At 70.6% G+C, this 20,962-nt stretch carries 19 protein-coding genes and 2 pseudogenes; 11 read left to right on the top strand and 10 right to left on the bottom strand.

What is annotated here, in order from left to right; genetic code table 11:
* Nucleotides 1–3: 3 nt before the first annotated feature.
* Nucleotides 4–858, bottom strand: coding sequence for a radical SAM/SPASM domain-containing protein (locus ACFYYH_RS29600; protein ID WP_388557306.1), 855 nt, complete (start codon nt 856–858; stop codon nt 4–6).
* 1,205 nt (nt 859–2,063) lie between these two features.
* Nucleotides 2,064–2,468, bottom strand: a complete 405-nt coding sequence (locus tag ACFYYH_RS29605) for a DUF6415 family natural product biosynthesis protein (RefSeq protein WP_388557309.1) — start codon at nt 2,466–2,468, stop codon at nt 2,064–2,066.
* A gap of 232 nt (nt 2,469–2,700) precedes the next feature.
* Between ACFYYH_RS29605 and ACFYYH_RS29610 the strand changes: the two genes are divergently transcribed.
* Genes ACFYYH_RS29610 through ACFYYH_RS29620 form a run of 3 tightly spaced genes read left to right on the top strand, consistent with a single transcriptional unit; the run spans nt 2,701 to nt 4,336 of the window.
* On the top strand, nt 2,701–2,961 hold the full coding sequence (locus tag ACFYYH_RS29610) for a hypothetical protein (protein WP_388557312.1): 261 nt from the start codon (nt 2,701–2,703) through the stop codon (nt 2,959–2,961).
* A complete protein-coding gene (locus ACFYYH_RS29615; RefSeq protein WP_388557315.1) occupies nt 2,933–3,460 on the top strand; it encodes a DUF6879 family protein in 528 nt (175 codons plus the stop codon). Before ACFYYH_RS29610 ends, ACFYYH_RS29615 begins: the two co-directional genes overlap by 29 nt.
* Nucleotides 3,461–3,484: 24 nt before the next feature.
* The gene (locus tag ACFYYH_RS29620; protein ID WP_388557318.1) at nt 3,485–4,336 is read left to right on the top strand and encodes a helix-turn-helix domain-containing protein; all 852 of its coding nucleotides are present in this window, start codon (nt 3,485–3,487) and stop codon (nt 4,334–4,336) included.
* An 81-nt stretch (nt 4,337–4,417) separates the two neighbouring features.
* On the opposite strand, the gene ACFYYH_RS29625 is transcribed toward ACFYYH_RS29620, so the two are convergent.
* The 3 genes from ACFYYH_RS29625 to ACFYYH_RS29635 are packed head-to-tail and all read right to left on the bottom strand — an operon-like array spanning nt 4,418 to nt 5,692.
* A complete protein-coding gene (locus tag ACFYYH_RS29625; protein WP_388557320.1) occupies nt 4,418–4,636 on the bottom strand; it encodes a DUF397 domain-containing protein in 219 nt (72 codons plus the stop codon).
* A gap of 10 nt (nt 4,637–4,646) precedes the next feature.
* Nucleotides 4,647–4,865: a DUF397 domain-containing protein gene (locus ACFYYH_RS29630; protein WP_388557322.1), complete on the bottom strand. Its 219-nt coding sequence runs from the start codon at nt 4,863–4,865 to the stop codon at nt 4,647–4,649.
* On the bottom strand, nt 4,862–5,692 hold the full coding sequence (locus tag ACFYYH_RS29635) for a Scr1 family TA system antitoxin-like transcriptional regulator (protein ID WP_388557325.1): 831 nt from the start codon (nt 5,690–5,692) through the stop codon (nt 4,862–4,864). Before ACFYYH_RS29635 ends, ACFYYH_RS29630 begins: the two co-directional genes overlap by 4 nt.
* Nucleotides 5,693–5,893: 201 nt before the next feature.
* Here ACFYYH_RS29635 and ACFYYH_RS29640 point away from each other — a divergent pair.
* Nucleotides 5,894–6,280, top strand: a pseudogene (locus ACFYYH_RS29640) (ATP-binding protein); the annotation flags it as partial.
* 90 nt (nt 6,281–6,370) lie between these two features.
* On the opposite strand, the pseudogene ACFYYH_RS29645 reads toward ACFYYH_RS29640, so the two are convergent.
* Nucleotides 6,371–6,622, bottom strand: a pseudogene (locus ACFYYH_RS29645) (pentapeptide repeat-containing protein); the annotation flags it as partial.
* A 275-nt stretch (nt 6,623–6,897) separates the two neighbouring features.
* On the opposite strand from ACFYYH_RS29645, the gene ACFYYH_RS29650 reads away from it, so the two are divergent.
* The 3 genes from ACFYYH_RS29650 to ACFYYH_RS29660 are packed head-to-tail and all read left to right on the top strand — an operon-like array spanning nt 6,898 to nt 10,105.
* On the top strand, nt 6,898–8,778 hold the full coding sequence (locus tag ACFYYH_RS29650) for a 4-coumarate--CoA ligase family protein (protein WP_388557328.1): 1,881 nt from the start codon (nt 6,898–6,900) through the stop codon (nt 8,776–8,778).
* Nucleotides 8,775–9,521: an enoyl-CoA hydratase family protein gene (locus ACFYYH_RS29655; protein WP_388557331.1), complete on the top strand. Its 747-nt coding sequence runs from the start codon at nt 8,775–8,777 to the stop codon at nt 9,519–9,521. The genes ACFYYH_RS29650 and ACFYYH_RS29655 overlap by 4 nt, the downstream gene beginning before the upstream one ends.
* Nucleotides 9,509–10,105, top strand: coding sequence for a TetR/AcrR family transcriptional regulator (locus ACFYYH_RS29660; protein WP_388557333.1), 597 nt, complete (start codon nt 9,509–9,511; stop codon nt 10,103–10,105). Before ACFYYH_RS29655 ends, ACFYYH_RS29660 begins: the two co-directional genes overlap by 13 nt.
* Nucleotides 10,106–10,316: 211 nt before the next feature.
* Here the strand turns inward: ACFYYH_RS29660 and ACFYYH_RS29665 are convergent, their stop codons facing one another.
* Nucleotides 10,317–11,429 (bottom strand): citrate synthase 2, encoded by a 1,113-nt coding sequence (locus ACFYYH_RS29665; protein WP_388557336.1) that lies wholly within the window; start codon nt 11,427–11,429, stop codon nt 10,317–10,319.
* A gap of 257 nt (nt 11,430–11,686) precedes the next feature.
* On the opposite strand from ACFYYH_RS29665, the gene pdxH reads away from it, so the two are divergent.
* Both pdxH and ACFYYH_RS29675 read left to right on the top strand, forming a co-directional pair.
* Entirely contained in the window at nt 11,687–12,382 is a 696-nt protein-coding gene (gene pdxH, locus ACFYYH_RS29670; RefSeq protein ID WP_388557339.1) for a pyridoxamine 5'-phosphate oxidase, read from the top strand.
* Between the two features lie 517 nt (nt 12,383–12,899).
* Complete coding sequence (locus tag ACFYYH_RS29675; protein WP_388557341.1) at nt 12,900–14,351, top strand: PAS domain-containing protein; 1,452 nt, start codon at nt 12,900–12,902, stop codon at nt 14,349–14,351.
* Nucleotides 14,352–14,539: 188 nt separating this feature from the next.
* On the opposite strand, the gene ACFYYH_RS29680 is transcribed toward ACFYYH_RS29675, so the two are convergent.
* From ACFYYH_RS29680 to ACFYYH_RS29690, 3 genes are all read right to left on the bottom strand, one after another.
* Nucleotides 14,540–16,015, bottom strand: coding sequence for a SulP family inorganic anion transporter (locus tag ACFYYH_RS29680; RefSeq protein ID WP_388557344.1), 1,476 nt, complete (start codon nt 16,013–16,015; stop codon nt 14,540–14,542).
* A 73-nt stretch (nt 16,016–16,088) separates the two neighbouring features.
* Nucleotides 16,089–16,673 carry a carbonic anhydrase gene (locus ACFYYH_RS29685; protein WP_388557347.1) on the bottom strand — a complete coding sequence of 195 codons (585 nt, stop codon included), beginning with the start codon at nt 16,671–16,673 and terminating at the stop codon, nt 16,089–16,091.
* A 620-nt stretch (nt 16,674–17,293) separates the two neighbouring features.
* Nucleotides 17,294–18,049 (bottom strand): SIS domain-containing protein, encoded by a 756-nt coding sequence (locus ACFYYH_RS29690; RefSeq protein WP_388557350.1) that lies wholly within the window; start codon nt 18,047–18,049, stop codon nt 17,294–17,296.
* Between the two features lie 394 nt (nt 18,050–18,443).
* Here ACFYYH_RS29690 and ACFYYH_RS29695 point away from each other — a divergent pair, with 394 nt between their 5' ends.
* Both ACFYYH_RS29695 and ACFYYH_RS29700 read left to right on the top strand, forming a co-directional pair.
* Complete coding sequence (locus tag ACFYYH_RS29695) at nt 18,444–19,136, top strand: metal-dependent transcriptional regulator (protein ID WP_114625891.1); 693 nt, start codon at nt 18,444–18,446, stop codon at nt 19,134–19,136.
* Nucleotides 19,137–20,002: 866 nt separating this feature from the next.
* Nucleotides 20,003–20,872, top strand: coding sequence for an alpha/beta fold hydrolase (locus tag ACFYYH_RS29700; RefSeq protein ID WP_388557497.1), 870 nt, complete (start codon nt 20,003–20,005; stop codon nt 20,870–20,872).
* The last annotated feature ends 90 nt before the right edge of the window (nt 20,873–20,962 follow it).

Genomic DNA, 20,962 nt, shown 5'->3' on the forward strand with positions numbered 1-20,962 from the left:
GCCTCAGTTCCTCGGGGTGCAGGAGCTGCCCGGGAATCCCGGGCTGCACTCCTCGTCCGGATCGTCGTCATCGTCGTCTCCGCCGCCCTGGACGGCGGCAGCACTCTGCGCCAGGACACCGCTGGAGACAATAGCCGCGAGCGAGTCCCCGGCGCGCACGTTGCCCGCCACGAGGCCGGAGGCGAACGGACACGGCGTCACGTCTCCGTCCGGGCCCACGGCCGCCCGCCCCTGCCCACACCTCCCGCACAGGCCGCCGGCATGGGGTGCCCCGGCGCCCCTGCCGGCCGCCCGCACCCGGTCGACGCGCACGTCCCGCACGCCGAGCCGCTCCAGTTCCTCCCGGGCGGACTCTGCCGCCCCGGGGACACCGGTGTCGATCACACCAGCACGCAGCGGAACACCTGAGGCGAGCGCCTTGACGATGTTGGCGCGGGTGCGGGCGTGCGAAGGTCTGCGGGTGACAGCGTTGTGGTCATCCGGACGGGCGCCGTAGTACGAGGTCGCCAGCCGCAGCCCGGGGGCGCGGTACAGCGTCCAGAGCCGGTCGGTGACATGAACGAGATTGGTATAGACCTCAACCTCCAGGCCCAGAGCGAGGGCGTACTCCACGAGGATGGGAAAGTCGGGGTGCAGACTGGGCTCACCGCCGAACATCTGCACCATGGACGTCCCGCTCGCGGCGGCGTCGGTGAGGACGTTCTGCCACTGTTCGCGGCTCATCGAGCCGTGCTTTCCCCGCGGCCCCGAGCTGTTGAGGCAGTGGACGCACTCCAGTTGGCAGACCCGGGTCAGATCGAGCCACAGCAGAGCGGGCCCGGGGAGGCGGGCAGGGCGCCCGCTCGTCTGTACCGTCATGTGGCTGTACCTTTCCGCGCAAAGAGCACGATTCCGTCTGCCGAACGGAACCATCCCCCGCAAGTGCGGTGTCAGGGCGCGCCCGCAGGCGCACAGGGGCGTGACGCCCCCAGGACCCCGCCCCACGGCCCTAGGGCGGAGAACCAGCAACATGCGTTCGACCTGGGCCTGTGCGGCGGGGAGCAGCTCGGTGGCGTAACCGGAGAGGTCCGTGGCCGGTCCGCCGAGTTCGCTCGGCACGGGACAGGAGGGCGTGCCGACGTTCGCGTTCGCCGGCACCACGGCCGCCAGGGGCGCCAACGCGGTCGCGGTGCTGGAGGAGGTCGGCCGCCGGTACTGGCACATCCCGCCGGATGGAGACGTACCACCGCCGCTGCATCACCGCCCGGGACTACAGCCGGGCCGTGTCCGTCGTCGTTACCATCCTGGAGCAGGTGTCGAGTGCTATCGCACCCGTGACGGGCTGTGTGGCCGGCTCGCAGGTTGATGCGACTGGCCGCCCGCAGAACCCGATTGCACAGGGCCGGACCTGTGGGCGACAGGGTGCATATGGGCTGCGGCGGAGCGAATAGGCACTCCCGAACTCGGGGGCAGGTGAGGTGCGAGCCTCTCGCGCTCAGCAGCCGATAGGACAAGTGGAAGCTCCGTAAACCTCCGCTCATAGATCGCAGGGTAAACCTCTCCGTACGCTTTGAAGTGCTCATTCGTAGCTGCCTGTAGGCTTTGGATATCTGATTTCTGACCCACTGCCATATTCGCGCAGTCTGCCGCGTCCCTGAATAGCTGGGTCTCATTGGTATGCCGCAGATATGCCCCTATCTCGGAGGGGACAGGTTGGCCGATCCAGTACTCCTGCACATCAGGGTTCCTCGCAATCATGGTTCGCACAGCTGCTTGCTTTGCTAGGTCTGCGGAAGTGTTCTGAGGTTCCAGACCGGGCATGGGATCTCCTTCTTGAGTGGCGTCAGCCGTCTCGGATCTCTACGTGGAGTGCGGAGATCCGGTTCATCTGCTGCTCGCTGGGCGCCACGTTGCGAAGGCCATTTGAACGAGCTGACCCGTGGGTGGACACAGGTACATAGGGGCCACCCCCGCTTGCGCGGGGAGCATCCTCTTTGAGCTGCGGTGTAGAGCGGCTTTGCTGTTGCTTGGCCAATGCCCATCCGCATGCCTGCATTCGTTCAGAGCCTTGCGGCGACATTCCCTCACCGAGCCCCGCCGCCCGTTGCGGTGTCCCCTCCCGCTCCGAGTGGTGCTCCGCACCTGCCGACCCGCCCCGGGCGCGGGGGGCCGTACCGGGTCAGGAGCCATTCGCAGTCCAGTGCGAGGAGTCGTACCTGCACATGCGCGGCCAGGGTGCCGGTGGCCAGGGGCTGTTCGGCGTCGGTCGAGATGCTGTGCAGGCGGGAGCTGAGGACATACCACTCCCGGCTCCCGCGCCACATGCGTTCGACCTCGGCCTGTGCGGCGGGGAGCAGCTCGGTGGCGTAGCCGCGGAGGTCCGTGGCCAGCCTGTCCAGTTCCTCATGTGTGCCCGCCCTGTAGCCCACCGCGCGGGCCCTGTTGATGACTGTCCGTACGGCGCTCGTGGCGTCCGCCTGTCTGCCCATGGCTGCCTCCGTGCGCGCTCGTACGCGCCTCCCGCGCGGCCCGGAACGCCGATGCGCGGACTGCCGCTGTGTCTGACGGTAGGGAGGCGGTGTGCGCCACTGCCAGCAATGTGCACGAATGTTCACAGCAGGCTCTTGTCCCGGGTGGCGGCGGCAATGCCCTCTTGACTGGCTGCCTCGGGCGGTTGACGGTGGTGCACATCTCTGTACACCAAGAGCGTCGGAGGCATCGGTGGCATTACGTTTCATCGGGATCGACCCCAACACCGGTACGGGCGAGAGTCCCACCGTCTGGGTTGACGACAGCAAGAACGAACTGATCATTCAGGGATGGAAGCCGGGCTCGGAACTCGAAACGGAGTGCGCCGCGTTCGAAGTGCCCGGACACGCGTCCGGAATCCCCGACCACGAGGCAGTCATCCGGGTCCCGGCCCGGATGGTGCCGATCTTGAGGAAGGCGTGCGATGCCGCAGAGCGTGCCGAGCTTCGCTGAACTGCTGGACAGCGCGCAGCGCACAGCGGTCCATCTGGAGATGCGCGACGCCTACGGTGTCGCTGGGGAGGCTGACGACTTCGCGCGGTGGAAGGACACTGGACAGCGGGATGTTGACGCCGGGTCACCGTACTGGTCGGAGTGGGTGGCGCTGATCCGACGAACGGTGGACCGTGGCGTGATCGTGCGCCGCGCGCGCATCGTCTCCGAGCCGGTCAGCGACTACATTCGCTTCGAGCACGCGGGGACCCCGGTCAATTTGGCCGCCGGCGAACAGGTTCGGTGGCTCGCCCGACGACGTGCCTCGGACATCGCCCTGCCGGGCAATGACTTCTGGTTGATCGACAGTCATCTGATCCGCTGGAACCACTTTACTGGCAGCGGTGCCTCCGGAGGCGGAGAGATCAGCAGGGAGCCGGCTGCGGCCAGGCTCTGTGCGGAGGCCTTCGAAGCCGTGTGGGAGCGGGCGGTTACGCACGAGAATTACAAGATCAGTTAGTGCGGAAGGCCTACAGGTCAGCTCATGCCCATCTCTCCCTCGTCATCGGCTCACGCGGCACGCGCGAAAGTTGCCCAGCGTCTGCGCGAGCTTCGCGCGGACGCGGGGATCACCGGGGGTGAGCTGGCCTCTCGCTGCGGCTGGACCCACCCGAAGACCTCCCGTATTGAGAACGCGCGCACGCCCCCCACCCCGGATGACATCCGCCTGTGGTGCCATGCCTGCGACGCCGACGACCAGGCCGCCGACATTCTCGCCCAGTCCCGTGATGCCGAGTCCCAGTACGTTGAGTGGCGGCGCAAGGTCCGTACGGGACTGAAGCGCCTCCAGGACAGCTACGTTCAGCTCTACCGGTCAACGAAGCTGTTCCGGGTCTACTCGCCCACTCTCGTGCCCGGCCTGCTCCAGACCGAGGGGTACGTGCGCGCTCTGCTCAGCAGCAATGCGCGCCTCCTTGATATCCCGGACGATGCCGAGGCGGCCGCCGCCGCGCGCCTCGAACGGTCTCAGATCATCCATGAGCCGGGGCACCGTTTCGTCCTGCTCATCGAAGAGGGTGTTCTCTACCATCGGTTGGGCGACGCCGACGCGATGGCTGCCCAACTCGGCTACCTGCTGACTGCGGGGGCGCTGCCTTCCGTGTCGCTGGGGATCATCCCGAGTGCCACACCGGAGCGTCGGCTGTGGCCGCCGGAGGTGTTCCACATATACGACGACACGCTGGTGTCGGTGGAACTCCTGTCGGCTCGCGTGCGAGTTACCCAGCCCACCGAGATTGCCCTGTATGTGCAGGCGTTCGAGGAACTGCGGAGCATGGCCGTGTACGGCGCCGAGGCGCGGGCTCTTGTCGTCAGGGCCATCGACGCGCTGTCCTGACCCCGGGCAGGACGAAGAGCCCCGCCGCTCCCCGGGGGTGAGGTCCGGGGAGGGGCGGGGCTCAGCGTTGTGGTGCGCGGGTCATGCGGCGGGGGTGCGGGTGAACTCGCCTGTCTTGACGCCCGCTATGAACGAGGTGAACGCGTCGGCGGGGAGGTCCAGGACCGGGCCGGTCGGGTTCTTGGAGTCGCGGACGGGGACCATGCCGCGCGAGGTGGCGAGGTTGGCGGCCACCTCGATGCACTGGCCGCCGTTGTCGCTGTAGGAGGAGGTGAGCCAGCGGGGGGATTCGGTTGTCACGGATGCCCTTTCACGCGTCGAAGCCGCGGGTGAACTCGCCTGCCTTGACGCCCGCCACGAACGAGGTGAACGCGTCGGCGGGGAGGTCCAGGACCGGGCCGGTCGGGTTCTTGGAGTCACGGACGGGGACCACGCCGCGCGAGGTGGCGAGGTTGGCGGCCACCTCAACGCAGTTACCGCCGTTGTTGCTGTAGGAGGAGGTGAACCAACGGGGGGATTCGGTCGTCACGGGGTGCCCTTTCGTACCTGCTCGATCATGGCCACGGAAGCCGCCTGGGAGAGCGCTTCGGCCTGTAGCTGATGGTAGGCCGTCAGCAGGGGAACTACGGAAGCCGTTTCACGGTCCAGGTGCCCCTGAGTTTGAGACTCGGCGTAGGCGGCCACGGATCGGTCGGACAGTGTCAGCAGATTGACCGGCAGGTCGAACGAACGGCGCTCGCCCATGTCGAAGGGCGCCACCTGGAGCACCGTGTTCGCGTTGGCGGCGAACTTGGCCAGCCGCTCAAGCTGGGGCTCCATGACCGCACGGCCGCCGATGGGCCGCCGGATACAGCTCTCGTCCATGACAACGAACATCATCGGGGGACGGGACCGCTCCAGCGCTTGCTGCCGTTCCGCCAGATACGAGACTCGTTCGTCTGCCTGCTCGGGCGTGATGGCGCCTCGCTGTACGGCGCTGTCGGCGAGCACCCGTGCGTACTCCGGAGTCTGGAGCAGACCGGGGATGATCCCGATTTCGTAGAGCCGGATCTCGACCGCCCGGCCCTCGTATCCCACGTACTCCGAGAAGCCTTCCAGCAAGGCGCCATGCTTGATCTCACGGCACTTGCGCTCGAAAACGTCGCCAGTACCCAACGCCCGGTCAGCACTGCGCGCGAAGCGCAACGTTGGCATCTTCCGGCCAGTTTCCACGGCCGAGATATGCGTACTGGAATATTCCATCTGGGCGGCCAGGTCTTCCTGCTTCCAGCCCTTCCCCTCTCTGAGGCTGCGCAGTTGCGCTCCATAGGCGGCCTGCGGGCTGCTGTCGGGGTTGAGTTCCTTACGGTTTACCAACCTGCCACCAACTTTCCTGCCATCTCTGACACGTTGAACGCTTCTTCACTCTACGCCACTCTGAGTGCCCCCGGTAGTCGTTTCGCTACGGAGAGGAGTCGGCCTTGCCTTGTCTTGCCCTGGAAGCGCCCTCCCGCCAAGTCCCGTGGCGCCGCGGACGAGTGGGCCGAGAGCGACAAAGGCAGATGGAGGCCGTGTGACATGTACGGGAAACCCACGCCGAACCCAACCGGCAGCCGCGTTGTGCTGCGCTGGAGCCCGGACCCGCGATGCGTCGCGTTCGCGCGGCTGGAACTGCGGAAGGCGCTGGCCGACTGGGGGCTGTCCGTCCTGGAGGACTCGGCCGTCCTGATCCTGTCGGAGCTGCTCAGCAACGCCGGGCTGCACGCGAAGGTCACGCCGGAACAGACCATCGAGACGCGCTACTTCCGCAGCTCGGGCGGTCTGCGGATCGAGGTGCACGACGGTTCGCCGGAGAGCCCGCGGGCGCGTACGCCGCAGGCGGAGGCGCCGGGCGGGCGGGGCCTGCTGCTGGTGGAGGCGCTGGCGGACGAGTGGGGCGTGGCGGGGCGGGCCGGGCCGGGGAAGGTGGTGTGGGCGTCGCTGTCGGTGAGGGGAGCGGCGGAACGTAACGCGCCGGAGCGTGAGGCGCCGAAGCGTAACGCGCCGGAGCGTGAGGCACTGGAACGTGACGCGCCGAAGCGTGACGCGGCGGAACATGGCGTGGCGGAACGTGGCGTGGCGGAACGTGGCGTGGCGGAACGTGGCGTGGCGGAACGTGACGCGCCGGAGAGCGACGCGCCGGACGGGGGGCGCGGACGTGGCTGAGCCGGGGAATCCCCCGCGAAAGCCGTCGCGGACTTCACGCCGTGCCACTCCGGCCAAGAAAGCGACCGCCGCCCCCTCGGCCCAGGAGCCACGCCCCCGCATCGCTTTTCACGACGAGACGCCGCGCTGCTACGCGTGCCGCCGGCCCGTGGCACCGGACGAACCCCAGCGCAGGGCGTACTGGGACGCCCCTTCCGGCTGTGGATCGTACGCGTTCGTGCATGAGGGCTGCTTCCACACGATGGAGCCCGAGCAAATTCGCGTATTCCTGGGAAGGAGCGGCTAGGACAAGGCAGTTGTGGGGGCCCGGGTCTCCCCAAAACCCACCGGCACACGCGATTCTTGCTGTCCCAACGCCGCGTCGAAGGGGTCGTCCCATGGTGTTCCGCAGCGAGTACGAAGATGTCCCGGACGTCGATCTGCCCATCCACGAGGCCGTACTCGGCCGGGCCGCCGAGTTCGGTGACCGGGTCGCGCTCATCGACGGCACGGGCGGGGCGGGAGGCGCACCCCGTCCGTCCGGGGCGCCGGGACCGGCACTGACGAGCCTCACGTACGCCCAGCTCGACGTCTTCCACCGCCGTATCGCCGCAGCCCTCACCGACGCCGGGGTGCGCAAGGGCGATGTCCTCGCGCTGCACAGCCCGAACACCGTCGTGTACCCGGCCGTCTTCTACGCGGCCACCCGCGCCGGCGCCTCCGTCACCACCGCGCACCCCCTCTCCACGGCCGAGGAACTGGCCACCCAGCTCCGTGACTCCGCCGCCCGCTGGATCGTCACCGTCTCCGCGCTGCTCGACGTGGCGCGGCGCTCGGCCGAACTCGTGGGCGGCATAGAGGAGATCTTCGTCTGCGACCGCGCCGTGGGACACCGCTCCGTCCTCGACATGGCGCGGTCCACCGCCCCCGCCCCCGCCGTCGCGTTCGACCCCGGCGAGGACATCGCGGCCCTGCCGTACTCCTCGGGCACCACCGGGGTCCCCAAGGGCGTCATGCTCACCCACCGTTCGATCGCCACCAATCTCGCGCAGCTCGAACCGGTGGTCCCGATGGGGCCGGGCGACCGTATCCTCGCCGTCCTGCCCTTCTTTCACATCTACGGGCTCACCGCCCTGATGAACGCGCCGCTGCGCCACGGCGCGACCGTCGTCGTGCTGCCGCGCTTCGACCTGGACCAGTTCCTGGGCGCCATCGAGAAGTACCGCGTCAACGGGCTGTACGTGGCCCCGCCCATCGTGCTCGCGCTGGCCAAGCACCCGGCCGTCGCCCAGTACGACCTGTCCTCGCTGGAGTACGTCCTGAGCGCCGCCGCCCCGCTGGACGCCCGGCTCGCCGCCGCCTGTTCGGCCCGGCTGAACCTGCCCCCCGTACGGCAGGCGTACGGCATGACGGAGCTGTCGCCCGGCACCCACGCCGTGCCGCTCGCCGCCGTCGACCCGCCGCCCGGCGCCGTGGGCAAGCTCCTGCCCAGCACCGAGATGCGGGTCGTCGCGCTCGACGACCCGGACCGGGACGTCGACCCGGGCACCGAGGGGGAGATCCTGCTGCGCGGCCCGCAGGTGATGAAGGGCTATCTCGGCCGGCCCGAGGCCACCGCCGACATGATCGACGCCGACGGCTGGGTGCACACCGGCGATGTCGGCAGGACCGACGCGGACGGCTGGCTGTTCGTGGTCGACCGGGTCAAGGAACTCATCAAGTACCACGGCTTCCAGGTCGCCCCGGCCGATCTGGAGGCCCTGCTGCTCACCCATGACGCGATCGCGGACGCGGCGGTGATCGGGGTACTCGACGAGGACGGCGACGAGGTGCCGAAGGCGTACATTGTTCGCCGGCCGGGTGCCGCGGCGCTCACCGAGGGCGAGGTGCGGGCGTTCGTCGCCGAGCGGGTCGCCCCGTACAAGAAGGTCCGCCGGGTGGAGTTCGTCGCGAGCGTGCCCCGGGCCGCCTCCGGCAAGATCCTCAGACGTGAACTGAGGGACCGCGAAGAGAGGAACCGCGAAGAGAGGAACCGGGAGGAGAGGAACCGTGTGACGAGTGAACGCGGTCTGCCCGTCCAGGGACCCCGGGAGCGCGACGCGCGGGACCACGCGGCACAGGACTACGCGCCACAGGACCACGCGGCACAGGACCGTGCGGCACACGACCACGAGGCACAGGACCACGAGGCACAGGACCACGAGGCACAGGACCATGAGGCACAGGACCATGAGGTACGGGAGCGTGACACGCGCACCCGTGAGAGGGAGAACACGTGACGGACCACGCGAGGCTGGTCGCGACCGCGCACGAGCGGGGCATCACCACCCTGACCCTGGACTCGCCGGGGAACCGCAACGCCCTGTCGGCACGGCTCGTCGGCGCGCTCGGGGACGCCCTCACCGCCTGCGGCGAGGACCCCTCGGTGCGGGCCGTGCTGCTCACGCACACCGGCGCCACCTTCAGCTCGGGCGCCGACCTCAAGGAACCGGCCAACCCGTACACCTTCATCGCCCTGATGCGGCAGATCGTCGAACTGCCCAAGCCGGTCGTGGCACGCGTCAGCGGCCATGTCAGGGCGGGCGGGCTCGGACTGCTCGGCGCCTGCGACATCGCGATCGCCGACCGTACGTCCGACTTCGCGTTCACGGAGGTACGGATCGGGGTCGCGCCCGCCGTGATCTCGCTGCCGCTGCTGCCCCGGGTCGAACCGCGCGCGGCGGCCCGCTACTACCTCACCGGGGAGCGCTTCGACGCGGAGCGCGCGGCGGAGGCCGGACTGATCACCGAGGCCGCCGAGGATGTGGACGCCGCGCTCGCGCCCGTACTGGACGGACTGCGCAGGGCCTCCCCGCAGGGGCTCGCGGAGTCCAAGAAACTGCTCACCGTCGGGGTGCTCGACGCCTTCGACCAGTACGCCGAGGACCTGGTCCAGCGTTCGGCCTCGCTCTTCGTGACGGCGGAGGCGCGCGAGGGCATCACGGCGTTCATGGAACGGCGGGACGCCGCGTGGGTGCGGTAGCCGCGCCCAAGCAGGACCGCAGCCGCGCCACCCGGCGGCGGCTGCTGGAGGCCGCCGTGGCCTGTCTGGCCGAGTACGGCTGGGCGGGCTCCACGGTCTCCGTCGTCGCCGAGCGCGCCGGGGTTTCGCGGGGCGCGGCGCAGCACCACTTCCCGACCCGCGAGGACCTGTTCACGGCGGCCGTCGAGTATGTGGCGGAGGAACGGTCCTCCGCGCTGCGCGCGCTGGTCCCGGCGGGGCCCGAGCACCGGCGCGAGGCGGTCGAGGGGATCGTGGGCCTCTACACGGGGCCGCTCTTCCGGGCCGCCCTGCATCTGTGGGTCGCCGCCTCCGACGAGGAACAGCTACGGCCCCGGGTCACCGAGCTGGAGGCCCGGGTCGGCCGTGAGTCCCACCGGATCGCGGTGGAACTGCTGGGCGCGGACGAATCCGTGCCGGGCGTGCGCGAGACCGTCCAGGGGCTGCTGGACATGGCACGCGGACTGGGCCTGGCGACGCTGCTGACGGACGACACCCAGCGGCGCGAGCGGGTGGTGGCGCAGTGGTCGAGAATCCTGGACGCGGTCCTGACCGGGCGCCCGTGACTGGGCGCCCTTGACCGGGCGCCCTTGACCGGGCGTCCCTGACCGAGCGCCCCTGTCCGGGCCCCCTGTCCGGGCGTCCCTGAAGCTGCCCCTCCGGGCCGCGCACCGCAGCAGCGGCGGGACCCCGGAACGGACGGCGGCGCCGTGTGAACGGGTGCGGCGCCGTGCGTCCCCGTCCCGGGGGGCGCACGGCGCCGCCGTCACGTTCCGGTCAGCCGCCGAGACCCACGAAGCCCGCGATCTCGCGCGGGTCCCGCGTCCCCGGTCCCACATACCGCGCCGACGGACGCACCAGACGGCCGGTGCGCTTCTGCTCCAGGATGTGCGCCGACCAGCCGGCCGTCCTGGCACAGGTGAACATCGAGGTGAACATGTGCGCCGGGACCTCCGCGAAGTCCAGCACGATCGCCGCCCAGAACTCCACGTTCGTCGCCAGCACCCGGTCGGGCCTGCGCGCGTGCAGCTCCTCCAGCGCGGCCTTCTCCAGCGCCTCGGCCACCTCGAACCGCGGCGCGGCCAGCTCCCGCGCCGTACGCCGCAGCACCCGCGCCCTCGGGTCCTCGGCGCGGTAGACGCGGTGGCCGAAGCCCATCAGCCGCTCGCCCCGGTCCAGGGCGCGCTTCACATACGCGGTCGCGTCGCCCGTACGCTCGATCTCCTCGATCATGCCGAGGACCCGGGAGGGCGCGCCGCCGTGCAGCGGGCCCGACATCGCGCCGACCGCGCCCGACAGGGCCGCCGCCACATCCGCGCCCGTGGACGCGATGACCCGGGCCGTGAACGTCGACGCGTTCATGCCGTGCTCGGCGGCCGAGGTCCAGTACGCGTCGACGGCCCGGACATGCCGGGGGTCCGGCTCCCCGCGCCAGCGGATCATGAAGCGCTCGACGACCGTCCGGGCCTTGTCGATCTCCCGCTGCGGCACCATCGGCAGCCCCTGGCCCCGGGCCGACTGGGCGACGTACGAGAGCGCCATCACGGCGGCCCGCGCCAGATCGTCACGGGCCCTGCGCTCGTCGATGTCGAGCAGCGGCCTGAGCCCCCACACGGGCGCGAGCATCGCCAGCGCGGACTGCACGTCCACCCTGATGTCACCGGAGTGGACCGGGATGGGGAAGGGCTCGGCGGGCGGCAGACCGGGGTCGAACGCCCCGTCGACCAGCAGCCCCCACACATTGCCGAAGGAGACCTGCCCGACGAGGTCCTCGATGTCGACGCCCCGGTAGCGGAGCGAGCCGCCTTCCTTGTCCGGTTCTGCGATCTCGGTCTCGAACGCGACGATTCCTTCGAGACCGGGTACGAAGGAGGGATCGATGTCGGACATCAGGCGGCTCCTCATGATGTGTGCGACGGATGGTCACCCCGGGTGGATGCCTCCGTACGGCAGCGGTCCGAGAGGCAGGAACGATAGCCCCTGGTGTACGAAGGCCACAGAGGCCCACCCAAAGATTTTGGCGAGATCCTCTGATGCGGGGAAGCGTGATAACCGGCACACTGCCGGACTTCCTCCACCGAGGATTGGCGGCACTCAGTGCCGGGCAAACTGGGCCCCCTGCGAAAGCCCCTGGCACCTACGGCAGGATGGCCCCCGTGCCTCACGAGAATCCGGATCCCGCCGCCATGCGCGAGCGGTACCGCACCACGCCGTTGCTGGAGGCCGGTCTCGCCGCCACCCCCATGGACCAGTTCGCCCGCTGGTTCAAGGATGCCGTGGCCGGCGGTCTGCACGAGCCGAACGCGATGGTGGTCTCGACGGCGACCCCCGACGGCCGTCCCTCGTCCCGCACGGTGCTGCTGAAGGCGTACGACGACCGCGGTTTCGTCTTCTTCACCAACTACACCTCGCGCAAGGGCCAGGAGATCGCGGCGAACCCCCGGGTCTCGCTGCTCTTCCCCTGGCATCCGCTGGCCCGCCAGATCACCGTGACCGGTACGGCGGCCCGCGTCGGCCGCGACGAGACGGCCGCGTACTTCCGCACCCGTCCCCATGGCTCCCAGCTCGGCGCCTGGGCCAGCGACCAGTCGGCCCCGATCGAGTCCCGCGAGGCCCTGCTCGCGCGCTACGAGGCCCTGGCGGCCCGCTACCCGGAGGGCGAACAGGTGCCGGTGCCCCCGCAGTGGGGCGGTTTCCGGGTCGCACCGGAGACGGTCGAGTTCTGGCAGGGGCACGAGAACCGGCTCCACGACCGGCTGCGCTACGTCCGCGAGGAGACCCGGGGCCAGACCCCGGGCCAGACCCCGGGCCACGGATGGCGGACGGAACGGCTCTGCCCGTAGCGGGGCTCCGGGAACGGGAATGGGGCACGCGGGAGCGGGGCACGCGGGAGCGGGAACGCAGAAACCCGCGGGCTCGGGTTCCTCCGGAGAGGAGCCGGCCGGACGTACCGGCGAGCCCGCGGGTCGGTGACTGCTTGGGATTTCGGCCGGCGGAGCCGGCACCGCACAGAGATGCGACGAACGGGCGCTAGCCCGCAGTCACCTCACGCGTCCGGATTGCATACATCTGCCGAACCACCTCCCTTCTCGTGTGCACCACACATTAGGAACCTGTCCGGCGCCCCACAAGTGAATTTGGAAGATATTGACGGAGCCGGTCCGCGGCCGGTCCGCGGCCGGTCCGCGCCGGTCTGCGGCGGGGTCCGCGCCGGTCCGCGCCGGTGGTGCGGCATCGGCGCGGGGGGCAGAGAATTGTTCAAAGCAACGATTTCGGGGAACCTTGTGTGTGCTGGGTCACGTTGAAGTTGAATGGTTGGACGTGCGTCAGCACAGGCGGAGACGCCCAGGGGGTGCCAGGATGAGTGCTTCTCGGAGCGAGACCACCGACGCGCGAGGGCCGGACGAGCCGGAGCCGAATGCCGGGTCGAAGGCCGCGGCGGTGGCCGGGGGCGAGGCCGAGCGCGACGAGGCGGGGCCGGATCTCCTCGCGGCGCTGCTCGACGGGATGGACGCCGCGCTCTGCGCGTTCGACGCCCATGGTGTGATCACCCACTGGAACCGCGAGGCCGAGCGGATACTCGGCTGGTCCGCCGAGGAGGCGGTCGGCCGCCGGGGCTTCGCCGGATGGGCCGTGCGCACCGCCGACGCCGACGACGTACAGGCACGGCTGATGGCCGTGATGGACACCCCGGGACGCCAGGTCGACGAGTTCGCGCTGCTGCGCAAGGACGGCGGCCGGGTGCTCATCCGGACCCAGTCCGCCGGGATGCGCGGCGCCGACGGCAAGCCCGCCGGGGTGTACAGCGCCTTCAGCGAGGTCCATGAGCAGATCGATCTCGAACGGTCCATCGCGCTGAGCGAGGCGCTCTTCGATGACGCGTCGTGGGGCGTCGTGCTGGTCGACGTCGATCTGCGGCCGACCGTCGTCAACGGCTACGCGGCGCGTGCGCTCGGCTCCGGGCGCACGGCCGTGCTGGGACGCCCGCTGGGCGAGCTGGTCCTCCAGGGCGTCGAGGAGATGGAGGCCGCGCTCCACCATGTGCTCGCCGAAGGGGCGCCCAAGTCGCCCGCCGAGCTGTGGGTCACGGTCCGCACGCCGGAGGGCGACCGCCGGCGCTGCTGGCGCAGCGGTTTCTTGCGGCTGGCGTCACCGCTGGCGGAGGAGCCGGTGCCGCTCGGCGTCGGCTGGATGTTCCAGGACGTGACCGAGTCGAAGCTCGCCACGCAGCAGGCGGACCGGCTGCGGTTCCGCTCCAGCCAGCTCCACCGGGCCGGGCGCGCCGCCGTCGAGTGCGAGGATCCGATGGAGGCCGCGACGGTCTATCTGGACTTCGCGCTGGCGGGCTTCGCCGATCACGCGCTGATCGATCTGGTGGCGGGGGAGCCGTGGGCCGGTTCGTTCTCCTCGGCCCCGGAGAGTCCCGTACGGCTGGTCCGCGCGGTGGCGACGCCGTCCGGCGGCGGGTCGGGGCCGAGTACGCAGGTGGCCGCGGGCGGTATACCGGTGCGGTACGCGGCCGGGCATCCGGCGCTCCAGGCGATGGACCGCACCGGCTCGGTCCGCGCGAGCGCCCCTTCCGGCTCCCCGCCCTCCCCGACCTGGGCGACCTCGCGCCAGTGGCCGCCCGACTCGGTGCACGCGCTGTGCACGGTGCTGCGCAGCCGGGGCCGCTCGCTGGGTGTGGTGACGTTTCTGCGCGGTGCGAGCAGGTCCGCGTTCGAGCGTCCCGACGCGGTGTACGCGGAGGATGTGACGGTCCGGATGGCGGCCTCGCTGGATCTCTCCCGAGCACTGTCCGACCGGGACTGACCGGCCGCCCGGTGCCATACGGAGGCGCCGGGCGGCTGGGACCGCAGCCCGGCGCCGAGTTACGACGGACATCACCTGACGCCATCCGACGTCAGGCCGACGCCCTCTGATGTCGGGCCGCTCTGATGTCGGGCCGAGGCCATCTGACGTCAGGTGGCGCCGTCCGACGTCAGATGGTCCGGTTGATCTCAGGTGACGTTCGGCAGATGCATCCTGACCGGTTCCGTCTCCGCGTCGTTGTGCCGCAACGCCCAGTTCTCCAGGGCGATCCGGCACGCGTGGTCGACATGGTGCAGGCCGGACAGATCCAGTTCGATCGGACGGTCCTTGGGCAGCGCCTCCAACTGTTCCAGCGTCCTGGGCAGTCGGAGGAACGTCGCGTTCCCGGTGATCGACACCACCATCCGGCCGCCCGTCAGTTCGCGGATGTCGAGATGGAGGTGGGAGATCTCCCACGCCGTCTTGACCACCGCGAGCAGCAGCCCCAGGATCACGCCCTCGAAGAGGTTCGTGACCAGGATGGCGACCGCCGTGACCACGAGAATCACCGCCTCCCCGCGGTGCTCACGCCACAGCGGCGCCAGTTCCCGTACGGGGATCAGCTTGCAGCCCGCGTGCACCAGCACACCCGCGAGCGCCGCCAGCGGGATCACCCCGATCGCCGCCGGCAGCAGCGCGGCGAACAGCAGCAGCCACAGACCGTGCAGGATCCGGGAGAGCGGGGTCCGCGCCCCCGCCTGGACGTTGGCGGCGCTGCGCACGATGACCGCGGTCATCGGCAGCGCGCCGAGCGCCCCGCAGACCGTGTTCCCCACGCCCTGCGCCATCAGCTCCTTGTTGTAGTCGGTCCGCGGTCCGTCGTGCATACGGTCGATCGCGGCGGCGCTGAACAGACTCTCCGCCGAGGCGATCAGGGTGAAGGCGAGGACGGTGCCGAGCGCGGCCACGCCTCCGAGATGCCCGAAGTCCTCCAGACCGGGCGGACGTATGGACTCCAGCAGTCCCTTCACCTCGACCTTGGCGAGGGGCAGATCGAGGAGCAGGGCGACCCCGGTGGCGAGGGCGACCGCCGCCAGCTGTCCCGGGACGACCCGGACCCGGGCGGGGAGTCTGGGCCAGACCACCAGGACGGCGACCGTGCCGGCGCCGACGAGGAACGCGGTCAGCGCCGTACCGTTCGTGACGATCTCACCGGCCAGCCCCGGCAGCCCGGCTATCTTGCCGAGGCCGCCGGACGGCTGGGCGGTGTCGGCCATGGCGTACACCTGGCCCAGGACGAGCACGAGGCCGATGCCGGCCAGCATCCCCTGGACCACGGCGACCGAGATCGCCCGGAACCAGCGGCCGAAACCGAGGGCCCCCAGGGTGAGTTGGAGTATTCCGGAGACGAGCACGATGGCGCCGAGCGCGCCGAGGCCGAACTCCTGGACGGCTTCGTACACGAGGACGGTCAACCCCGCCGCGGGGCCGCTGACCTGGAGCGAGCTGCCGGGCAGCATGCCCACGACGAGCCCGCCCACGATGCCGGTGATCAGGCCGAGTTCGGCCGGCACACCGGAGGCGACCGCCACCCCCACACAGAGGGGCAGCGCGACGAGGAAGACGACGAGGGACGCGAGTATGTCGCGTCGCAGGACATGGTGGTCCTTCAACTGGGAGAACATGAGGGTGTTCCTAGGGGTGCGGTCCGCGCGCACGAGCGGACGTGATGGGGAGTGGAGGTGGTCGAGGCCGCTCTCACAGCGGTCTGAACTCCCCGCCCAGGTCGGGCCGGTGGACACTGATCGCGCCCGTGTCCACCTCGTAGTACCAGGCGTGCAGGGAGAGCCGCCCCTCGGCGAGGCGCTCCCGTACGGCGGGATAGCCGCGGAGGGTGTCGAGCTGGACCGCGGCGTGGTGGCGTACCGCGTGCGCGAGGCCCTGGGAGGCCGGCAGCGCGGTGACCCCGAGGTCGAGCCAGCCGCGGACGGTGGGCACGGCGGACAGGTCGTCGCCGCGGACGAGGGCGCCCACGGCCCCGCAGTGGGAGTGGCCGCAGACGACGATGTCGCGGACGCCGAGCACGCGCAGCGCGTACTCGATGGTGGCGGCCTCGCCGCTGGGCCGTTCCGCGTCGTACCGCGGGACGATGTTGCCCGCCGTACGCAGCTCGAACAGCTCACCGGGGCGTGCCCCGGTGATCAGGGACGGGATGACTCGGGAGTCCGAGCAGGTGATGAAGAGCGCTTCGGGCTGCTGGCCCGCCGCGAGTTCGCGGAACTCCTCGTGGCGCTCCGCCACCTGCACGGAGAAGGTACGGGCGTGGTCGATGAGTGACTTCATGATGGCCTGCCTCCTGCGCCTCCGGTCTGGCCGGGGCGCGGTGTGGTCGGGTCAGTGGGGGGTGGGGCCGAGCGGGCTGCCGTACGGGCGTCACCCCTGCCGGATCACGGCAGTCGAGGGTGGCCGACGGTCGGCGGCCGGCGTGGATCGGCCGGAAAGGCCGGAAGGCCGGTCAGGCGGTGGGCGGTTCGTGTCGGCCGGCGGACTCGCGGTCCTGTCGGATTCTCACAACTCGTCCTTTCCGTCGTGCGGTCTTTCGTCCTTTCGGTTGTGCGGTCTTTCGGTCGTGCGTCGATGTGATGCCACGGGGGAACGGTCATCGGTGCCGCCGCGCACGGAGCGTCGGTAACGCCCGCACGCCGTCAGCTCCGATGATGCAACACCGCAGCTTCCCTTACTTTGCACGAACATTACCTTCTCGTGAAAGATCAGAATTCCGCCAACCGGGGCTTTGATGACGCAAAGTCGCGCATCGGGGGCGCGCGAACGCCCGAGGCCCGCGGGGAGTGTTCCCGCAGGCCTCGGGCGCTAGTTCTAATCGTTCGACTGTTCAGACCGCTTCGGCACCTGTCGTTGCTTTGGCTACTTTTGGTGCCTGCGCTGTTCGAGCGGGCGGCGGTTCAGTGCTGGTAGAAGATACGGTCGGAGTACTCCGTCATTACGCGGCGATTCCACTCGGTCCCACCGTCCACATTGCCCGACCGCAGCAACGGCGGCTCGATACCGCGGTGGACGAGTTCCTCCGCGGCGGCGGCCATCATCGCCTGCATCAGGGCGCTGGTGACGACCGTGGAGGCGGGGGCGAACGGCGCCTCGACGCCGTCGGCCGTCAACTCCGCGTCGCCCACGGCGATCTTGCTGTCGAGGACGATGTCGCAGTGGTCCCTGAGATACGTTCCCGTGGCGTTGCGGGAGGTCGTCTCCGTCGCGTAGGCCACGGAGGTCACACCGATGACTTTCAGCCCCAGCTCCCGTGCGTGAGTCGCCATCTCGACGGGCAGGGCGTTGCGCCCGGAGAGGGAGATGACGACCAGGACGTCCCCGGCGGTGGCGGGACTGGAGTCGAGCACGGCGCTCGCCAGCCCCTCGACGCGCTCCAGGGCCGAGCCGAGGGTGGCCGGTACGACATCGACCCCGACCGCTCCGGGCACGGCCAGCAGATTGGCCAGGGCGAAGCCGCCCGCGCGGTAGACGATGTCCTGGGCGGCGAGCGAGGAGTGGCCGGCGCCGAAGGCGAAGATCCGGCCGCCGGCGGCGACGGTGTCGGCGATCGCCGTACCGGCCGCGGCGATGGAGGCGGACTCCTCGTCCCTCACGCGTTGCAGCAGTCCGATCGCGGCATCGAAGAACTGACCGGCCAGCTTGCTCTCGCTCATCGAGGAGGCCCTCCCAGGCGTGGGGGTTTCCGGGGGTTTTCGTGAGGTGTTTCCCGAGGAGTTCCCGGGAGTGTTCCCGGGAGTGTTCCCGGGGGCGGGAATGTCTGTGCCGCGGATCACGTTGAGGTCTGGACCTTTGCTCTGTCAATACGGCGGCCGGACCGCCGGGCCCCGTCCCGGCGGGCAGGACCTGCCGGGCGCGGCCCGGCGGGCACTCCGCGGGCCACCCGGCGTGAGGGCGTCACCACCCTGTGTCGGCCGCGCGGTGCCGGCCCGGCACCGCCGCCCCTCACTTTCATGGTCACGCACTTCCGCTCTTCCGGTGCGGCACGGTTGTCGGCGGTATGCGTCAGAATTGATTCAGGGCCAGCGCACGATTTATCGAGGGGCACGAATGTCCGGACTGATCGACACGACGGAGATGTATCTCCGCACCATCCTCGAACTCGAAGAGGAAGGTGTGGTCCCCATGCGCGCCCGGATCGCGGAGCGCCTCGACCAGAGCGGTCCCACGGTCAGCCAGACCGTGGCCCGGATGGAGCGGGACGGGCTGGTGCAGGTGGCGGGCGACCGCCATCTGGAGCTGACCGAGGAAGGGCGCAGACTGGCGACCCGCGTCATGCGCAAGCACCGGCTCGCCGAGTGCCTGCTGGTCGACGTGATCGGCCTGGAGTGGGAGCAGGTGCACGCCGAGGCCTGCCGCTGGGAGCATGTGATGAGCGAGGCGGTGGAGCGGCGGGTGCTGGAGCTGCTGCGTCACCCGACGGAGTCGCCGTACGGCAATCCGATCCCGGGCCTGGAGGAGCTGGGCGAGAAGACCGAGGCCGATCCGTTCCTCGACGCGGGAATGGTGAGCCTGGCGGAGCTGGATCCCGGCGCGGAGGGCAAGACCGTGGTCGTACGGCGCATCGGTGAGCCCATCCAGACCGACGCCCAGCTCATGTACACGCTGCGGCGCGCGGGCGTGCAGCCCGGGTCCGTGGTGAGCGTGACGGAGTCTCCCGGCGGGGTGCTGGTCGGGAGCAGCGGCGAGGCGGCGGAGCTGGTGTCCGAGGTCGCGTCGCACGTCTTTGTCGCCAAGCGCTGACGCGGCTGGGCGCCGGAGCGGCCGAGGACGGCCGAACGGCGGAACGGCCGAACGGCGGAACGGCCGAACGGCCTGACGGCGGAAACGCGGAACGGCCTGACGGCGAAATGGCCGGACGGCGGAACGGCGGAACGGTTCGACGCCGGACGGGGGAGCCCGGCGACAGGCACCGGCGAGGGGCCCCGGCGGACGGAGGGCGTACGCGGGCGCGCGGGGCGGTGCGGAGACATGGACGTAGGCGGTACGGGTACGGGCGTGGGGGGTGCCCGTGGTCCCCGTGGCCGGGGGGCGCGCGCTTTCCGGCCGAACGGCAGCGGTGGGGCGCGCCGCATGCCAGGCTGTCGCTGAGGCATATGACCTGAAGGCGGCCGGGGCCCCGGCCCCACGCCCGGGGGAGGGGGAGCGGGTTATGCGCCTGTGCGGGGGTGAGCATGGTGCGTCGTGGCCGTGGCACGGCCGGTATGTCCTGGGGGCGGGGGGTCCGAACACCGGGCGCGGAGGTGCTGTCCGCGCCGTCGGTATGTCCGTGCTGTGCGGGGGCGGCTCCGGCGCCTCGCGGCGCCGGAGCCTGTCCTCCCCTTCGCTGACCCGGAGCCCCGAGCTCTCAGGGTCATTCCCCGCGGACCGTCATCCCCGAGCGGTCCGCCTCCCGGAGAAGATCTCCCCTCGGCCGCGTCCGGCAATCCTTGATCGTGGTCACTCGAACGAGCGGTGTTGCTCGGGGGGAACGTGTTCTCGAACGAGAGTTCGATAGTCTGGCATGGCTGGACGTACGCGCATCGGGCCCCAAGCGGAATCCGACGGCAGACGGCCACCGACGATCACTCAGGGACGACCATTCAGGACCGAAGGGGGTGCCCGGACGCATGGTGCGGCGTATCGATGTGACCGGAGCGGACGGTGTACGTCTCGCTGCGTGGGAGTTTGGCGACCCGCCCGAGCGGCCCGGGGAGGCGGGCCCGGGGGAGGCCTCCGGGGCCCTGCTCCTCCACGGGCTCATGGGCCGCGCCTCGCACTGGGCCGCCACGGCCCGCTGGCTCTCCGAGCGGCACCGGACGGTCGCGCTCGACCAGCGGGGGCACGGCCTCAGCGACAAGCCGGCGGAGGGTCCGTTCACCCGCGAGGCGTATGTGGCCGACGCGGAGGCGGCGATCGAACAGCTCGGGCTGGCGCCCGTGACGCTCATCGGTCACTCGATGGGCGCTCTCACGGGGTGGCAGCTCGCCGCCCGGAGACCCGATCTGGTCCGGGCCCTGATCATCTGCGACATGCGGGCCTCGGCGCTGGGCGTGGCGTCCCAGCGGGAGTGGAGCGACTGGTTCCGGGCCTGGCCCGTCCCGTTCGCGACGCTCGCGGACGTACGGAAGTGGTTCGGCGAGGACGACCCCTGGGCGGATCGGCCCACGGCGGCGCGCGGCGAGTACTTCGCCGAGGTGATGACGGAGGGCGCGGACGGCTGGCGCCCGGTCTTCTCCCGCCGCCAGATGCTGACCTCCCGCGAGACCTGGATCTACGACGCCCACTGGGAGGAGCTGGCGCAGGTCCAGTGCCCCACCCTGGTGGTCCGGGGTCTCGACGGCGAACTGGGCCGCGCGGAGGCCCAGGAGATGGTGCGGGTCCTGCCGCGCGGCCAGTACGCGGAGGTGACGGCCGCGGGCCATCTCGTCCACTACGACCAGCCCGAGGCCTGGCGGGCGGCGATCGAACCGTTCCTGGACGGCGTGCTGACCTCGTGAGGGCGTGCTGGCCTCGTAACGGCGTGCTGACCTCGTGAGGGGCGGTCCCGGCGCGCGCGGGGCGCCGGGACCGCCCGGCCTTCGCCGGGA

The organism is Streptomyces sp. NPDC002018, assembly GCF_042890865.1.
GTDB lineage: Bacteria > Actinomycetota > Actinomycetes > Streptomycetales > Streptomycetaceae > Streptomyces.

Excerpts from the sequence above, each read along its gene's own strand:
- ACFYYH_RS29605 (WP_388557309.1), bottom strand. The coding sequence starts at position 2,468 with ATGGGCAGACAGGCGGACGCCACGAGCGCCGTACGGACAGTCATCAAC.
- ACFYYH_RS29690 (WP_388557350.1), bottom strand. The coding sequence starts at position 18,049 with ATGAGCGAGAGCAAGCTGGCCGGTCAGTTCTTCGATGCCGCGATCGGA.
- ACFYYH_RS29650 (WP_388557328.1), top strand. The coding sequence starts at position 6,898 with ATGGTGTTCCGCAGCGAGTACGAAGATGTCCCGGACGTCGATCTGCCC.
- ACFYYH_RS29615 (WP_388557315.1), top strand. The coding sequence starts at position 2,933 with ATGCCGCAGAGCGTGCCGAGCTTCGCTGAACTGCTGGACAGCGCGCAG.
- ACFYYH_RS29675 (WP_388557341.1), top strand. The coding sequence starts at position 12,900 with ATGAGTGCTTCTCGGAGCGAGACCACCGACGCGCGAGGGCCGGACGAG.
- ACFYYH_RS29600 (WP_388557306.1), bottom strand. The coding sequence starts at position 858 with ATGACGGTACAGACGAGCGGGCGCCCTGCCCGCCTCCCCGGGCCCGCT.
- ACFYYH_RS29620 (WP_388557318.1), top strand. The coding sequence starts at position 3,485 with ATGCCCATCTCTCCCTCGTCATCGGCTCACGCGGCACGCGCGAAAGTT.
- ACFYYH_RS29665 (WP_388557336.1), bottom strand. The coding sequence starts at position 11,429 with ATGTCCGACATCGATCCCTCCTTCGTACCCGGTCTCGAAGGAATCGTC.
- ACFYYH_RS29695 (WP_114625891.1), top strand. The coding sequence starts at position 18,444 with ATGTCCGGACTGATCGACACGACGGAGATGTATCTCCGCACCATCCTC.
- ACFYYH_RS29700 (WP_388557497.1), top strand. The coding sequence starts at position 20,003 with ATGGTGCGGCGTATCGATGTGACCGGAGCGGACGGTGTACGTCTCGCT.
- ACFYYH_RS29685 (WP_388557347.1), bottom strand. The coding sequence starts at position 16,673 with ATGAAGTCACTCATCGACCACGCCCGTACCTTCTCCGTGCAGGTGGCG.
- ACFYYH_RS29680 (WP_388557344.1), bottom strand. The coding sequence starts at position 16,015 with ATGTTCTCCCAGTTGAAGGACCACCATGTCCTGCGACGCGACATACTC.
- pdxH (WP_388557339.1), top strand. The coding sequence starts at position 11,687 with ATGGCCCCCGTGCCTCACGAGAATCCGGATCCCGCCGCCATGCGCGAG.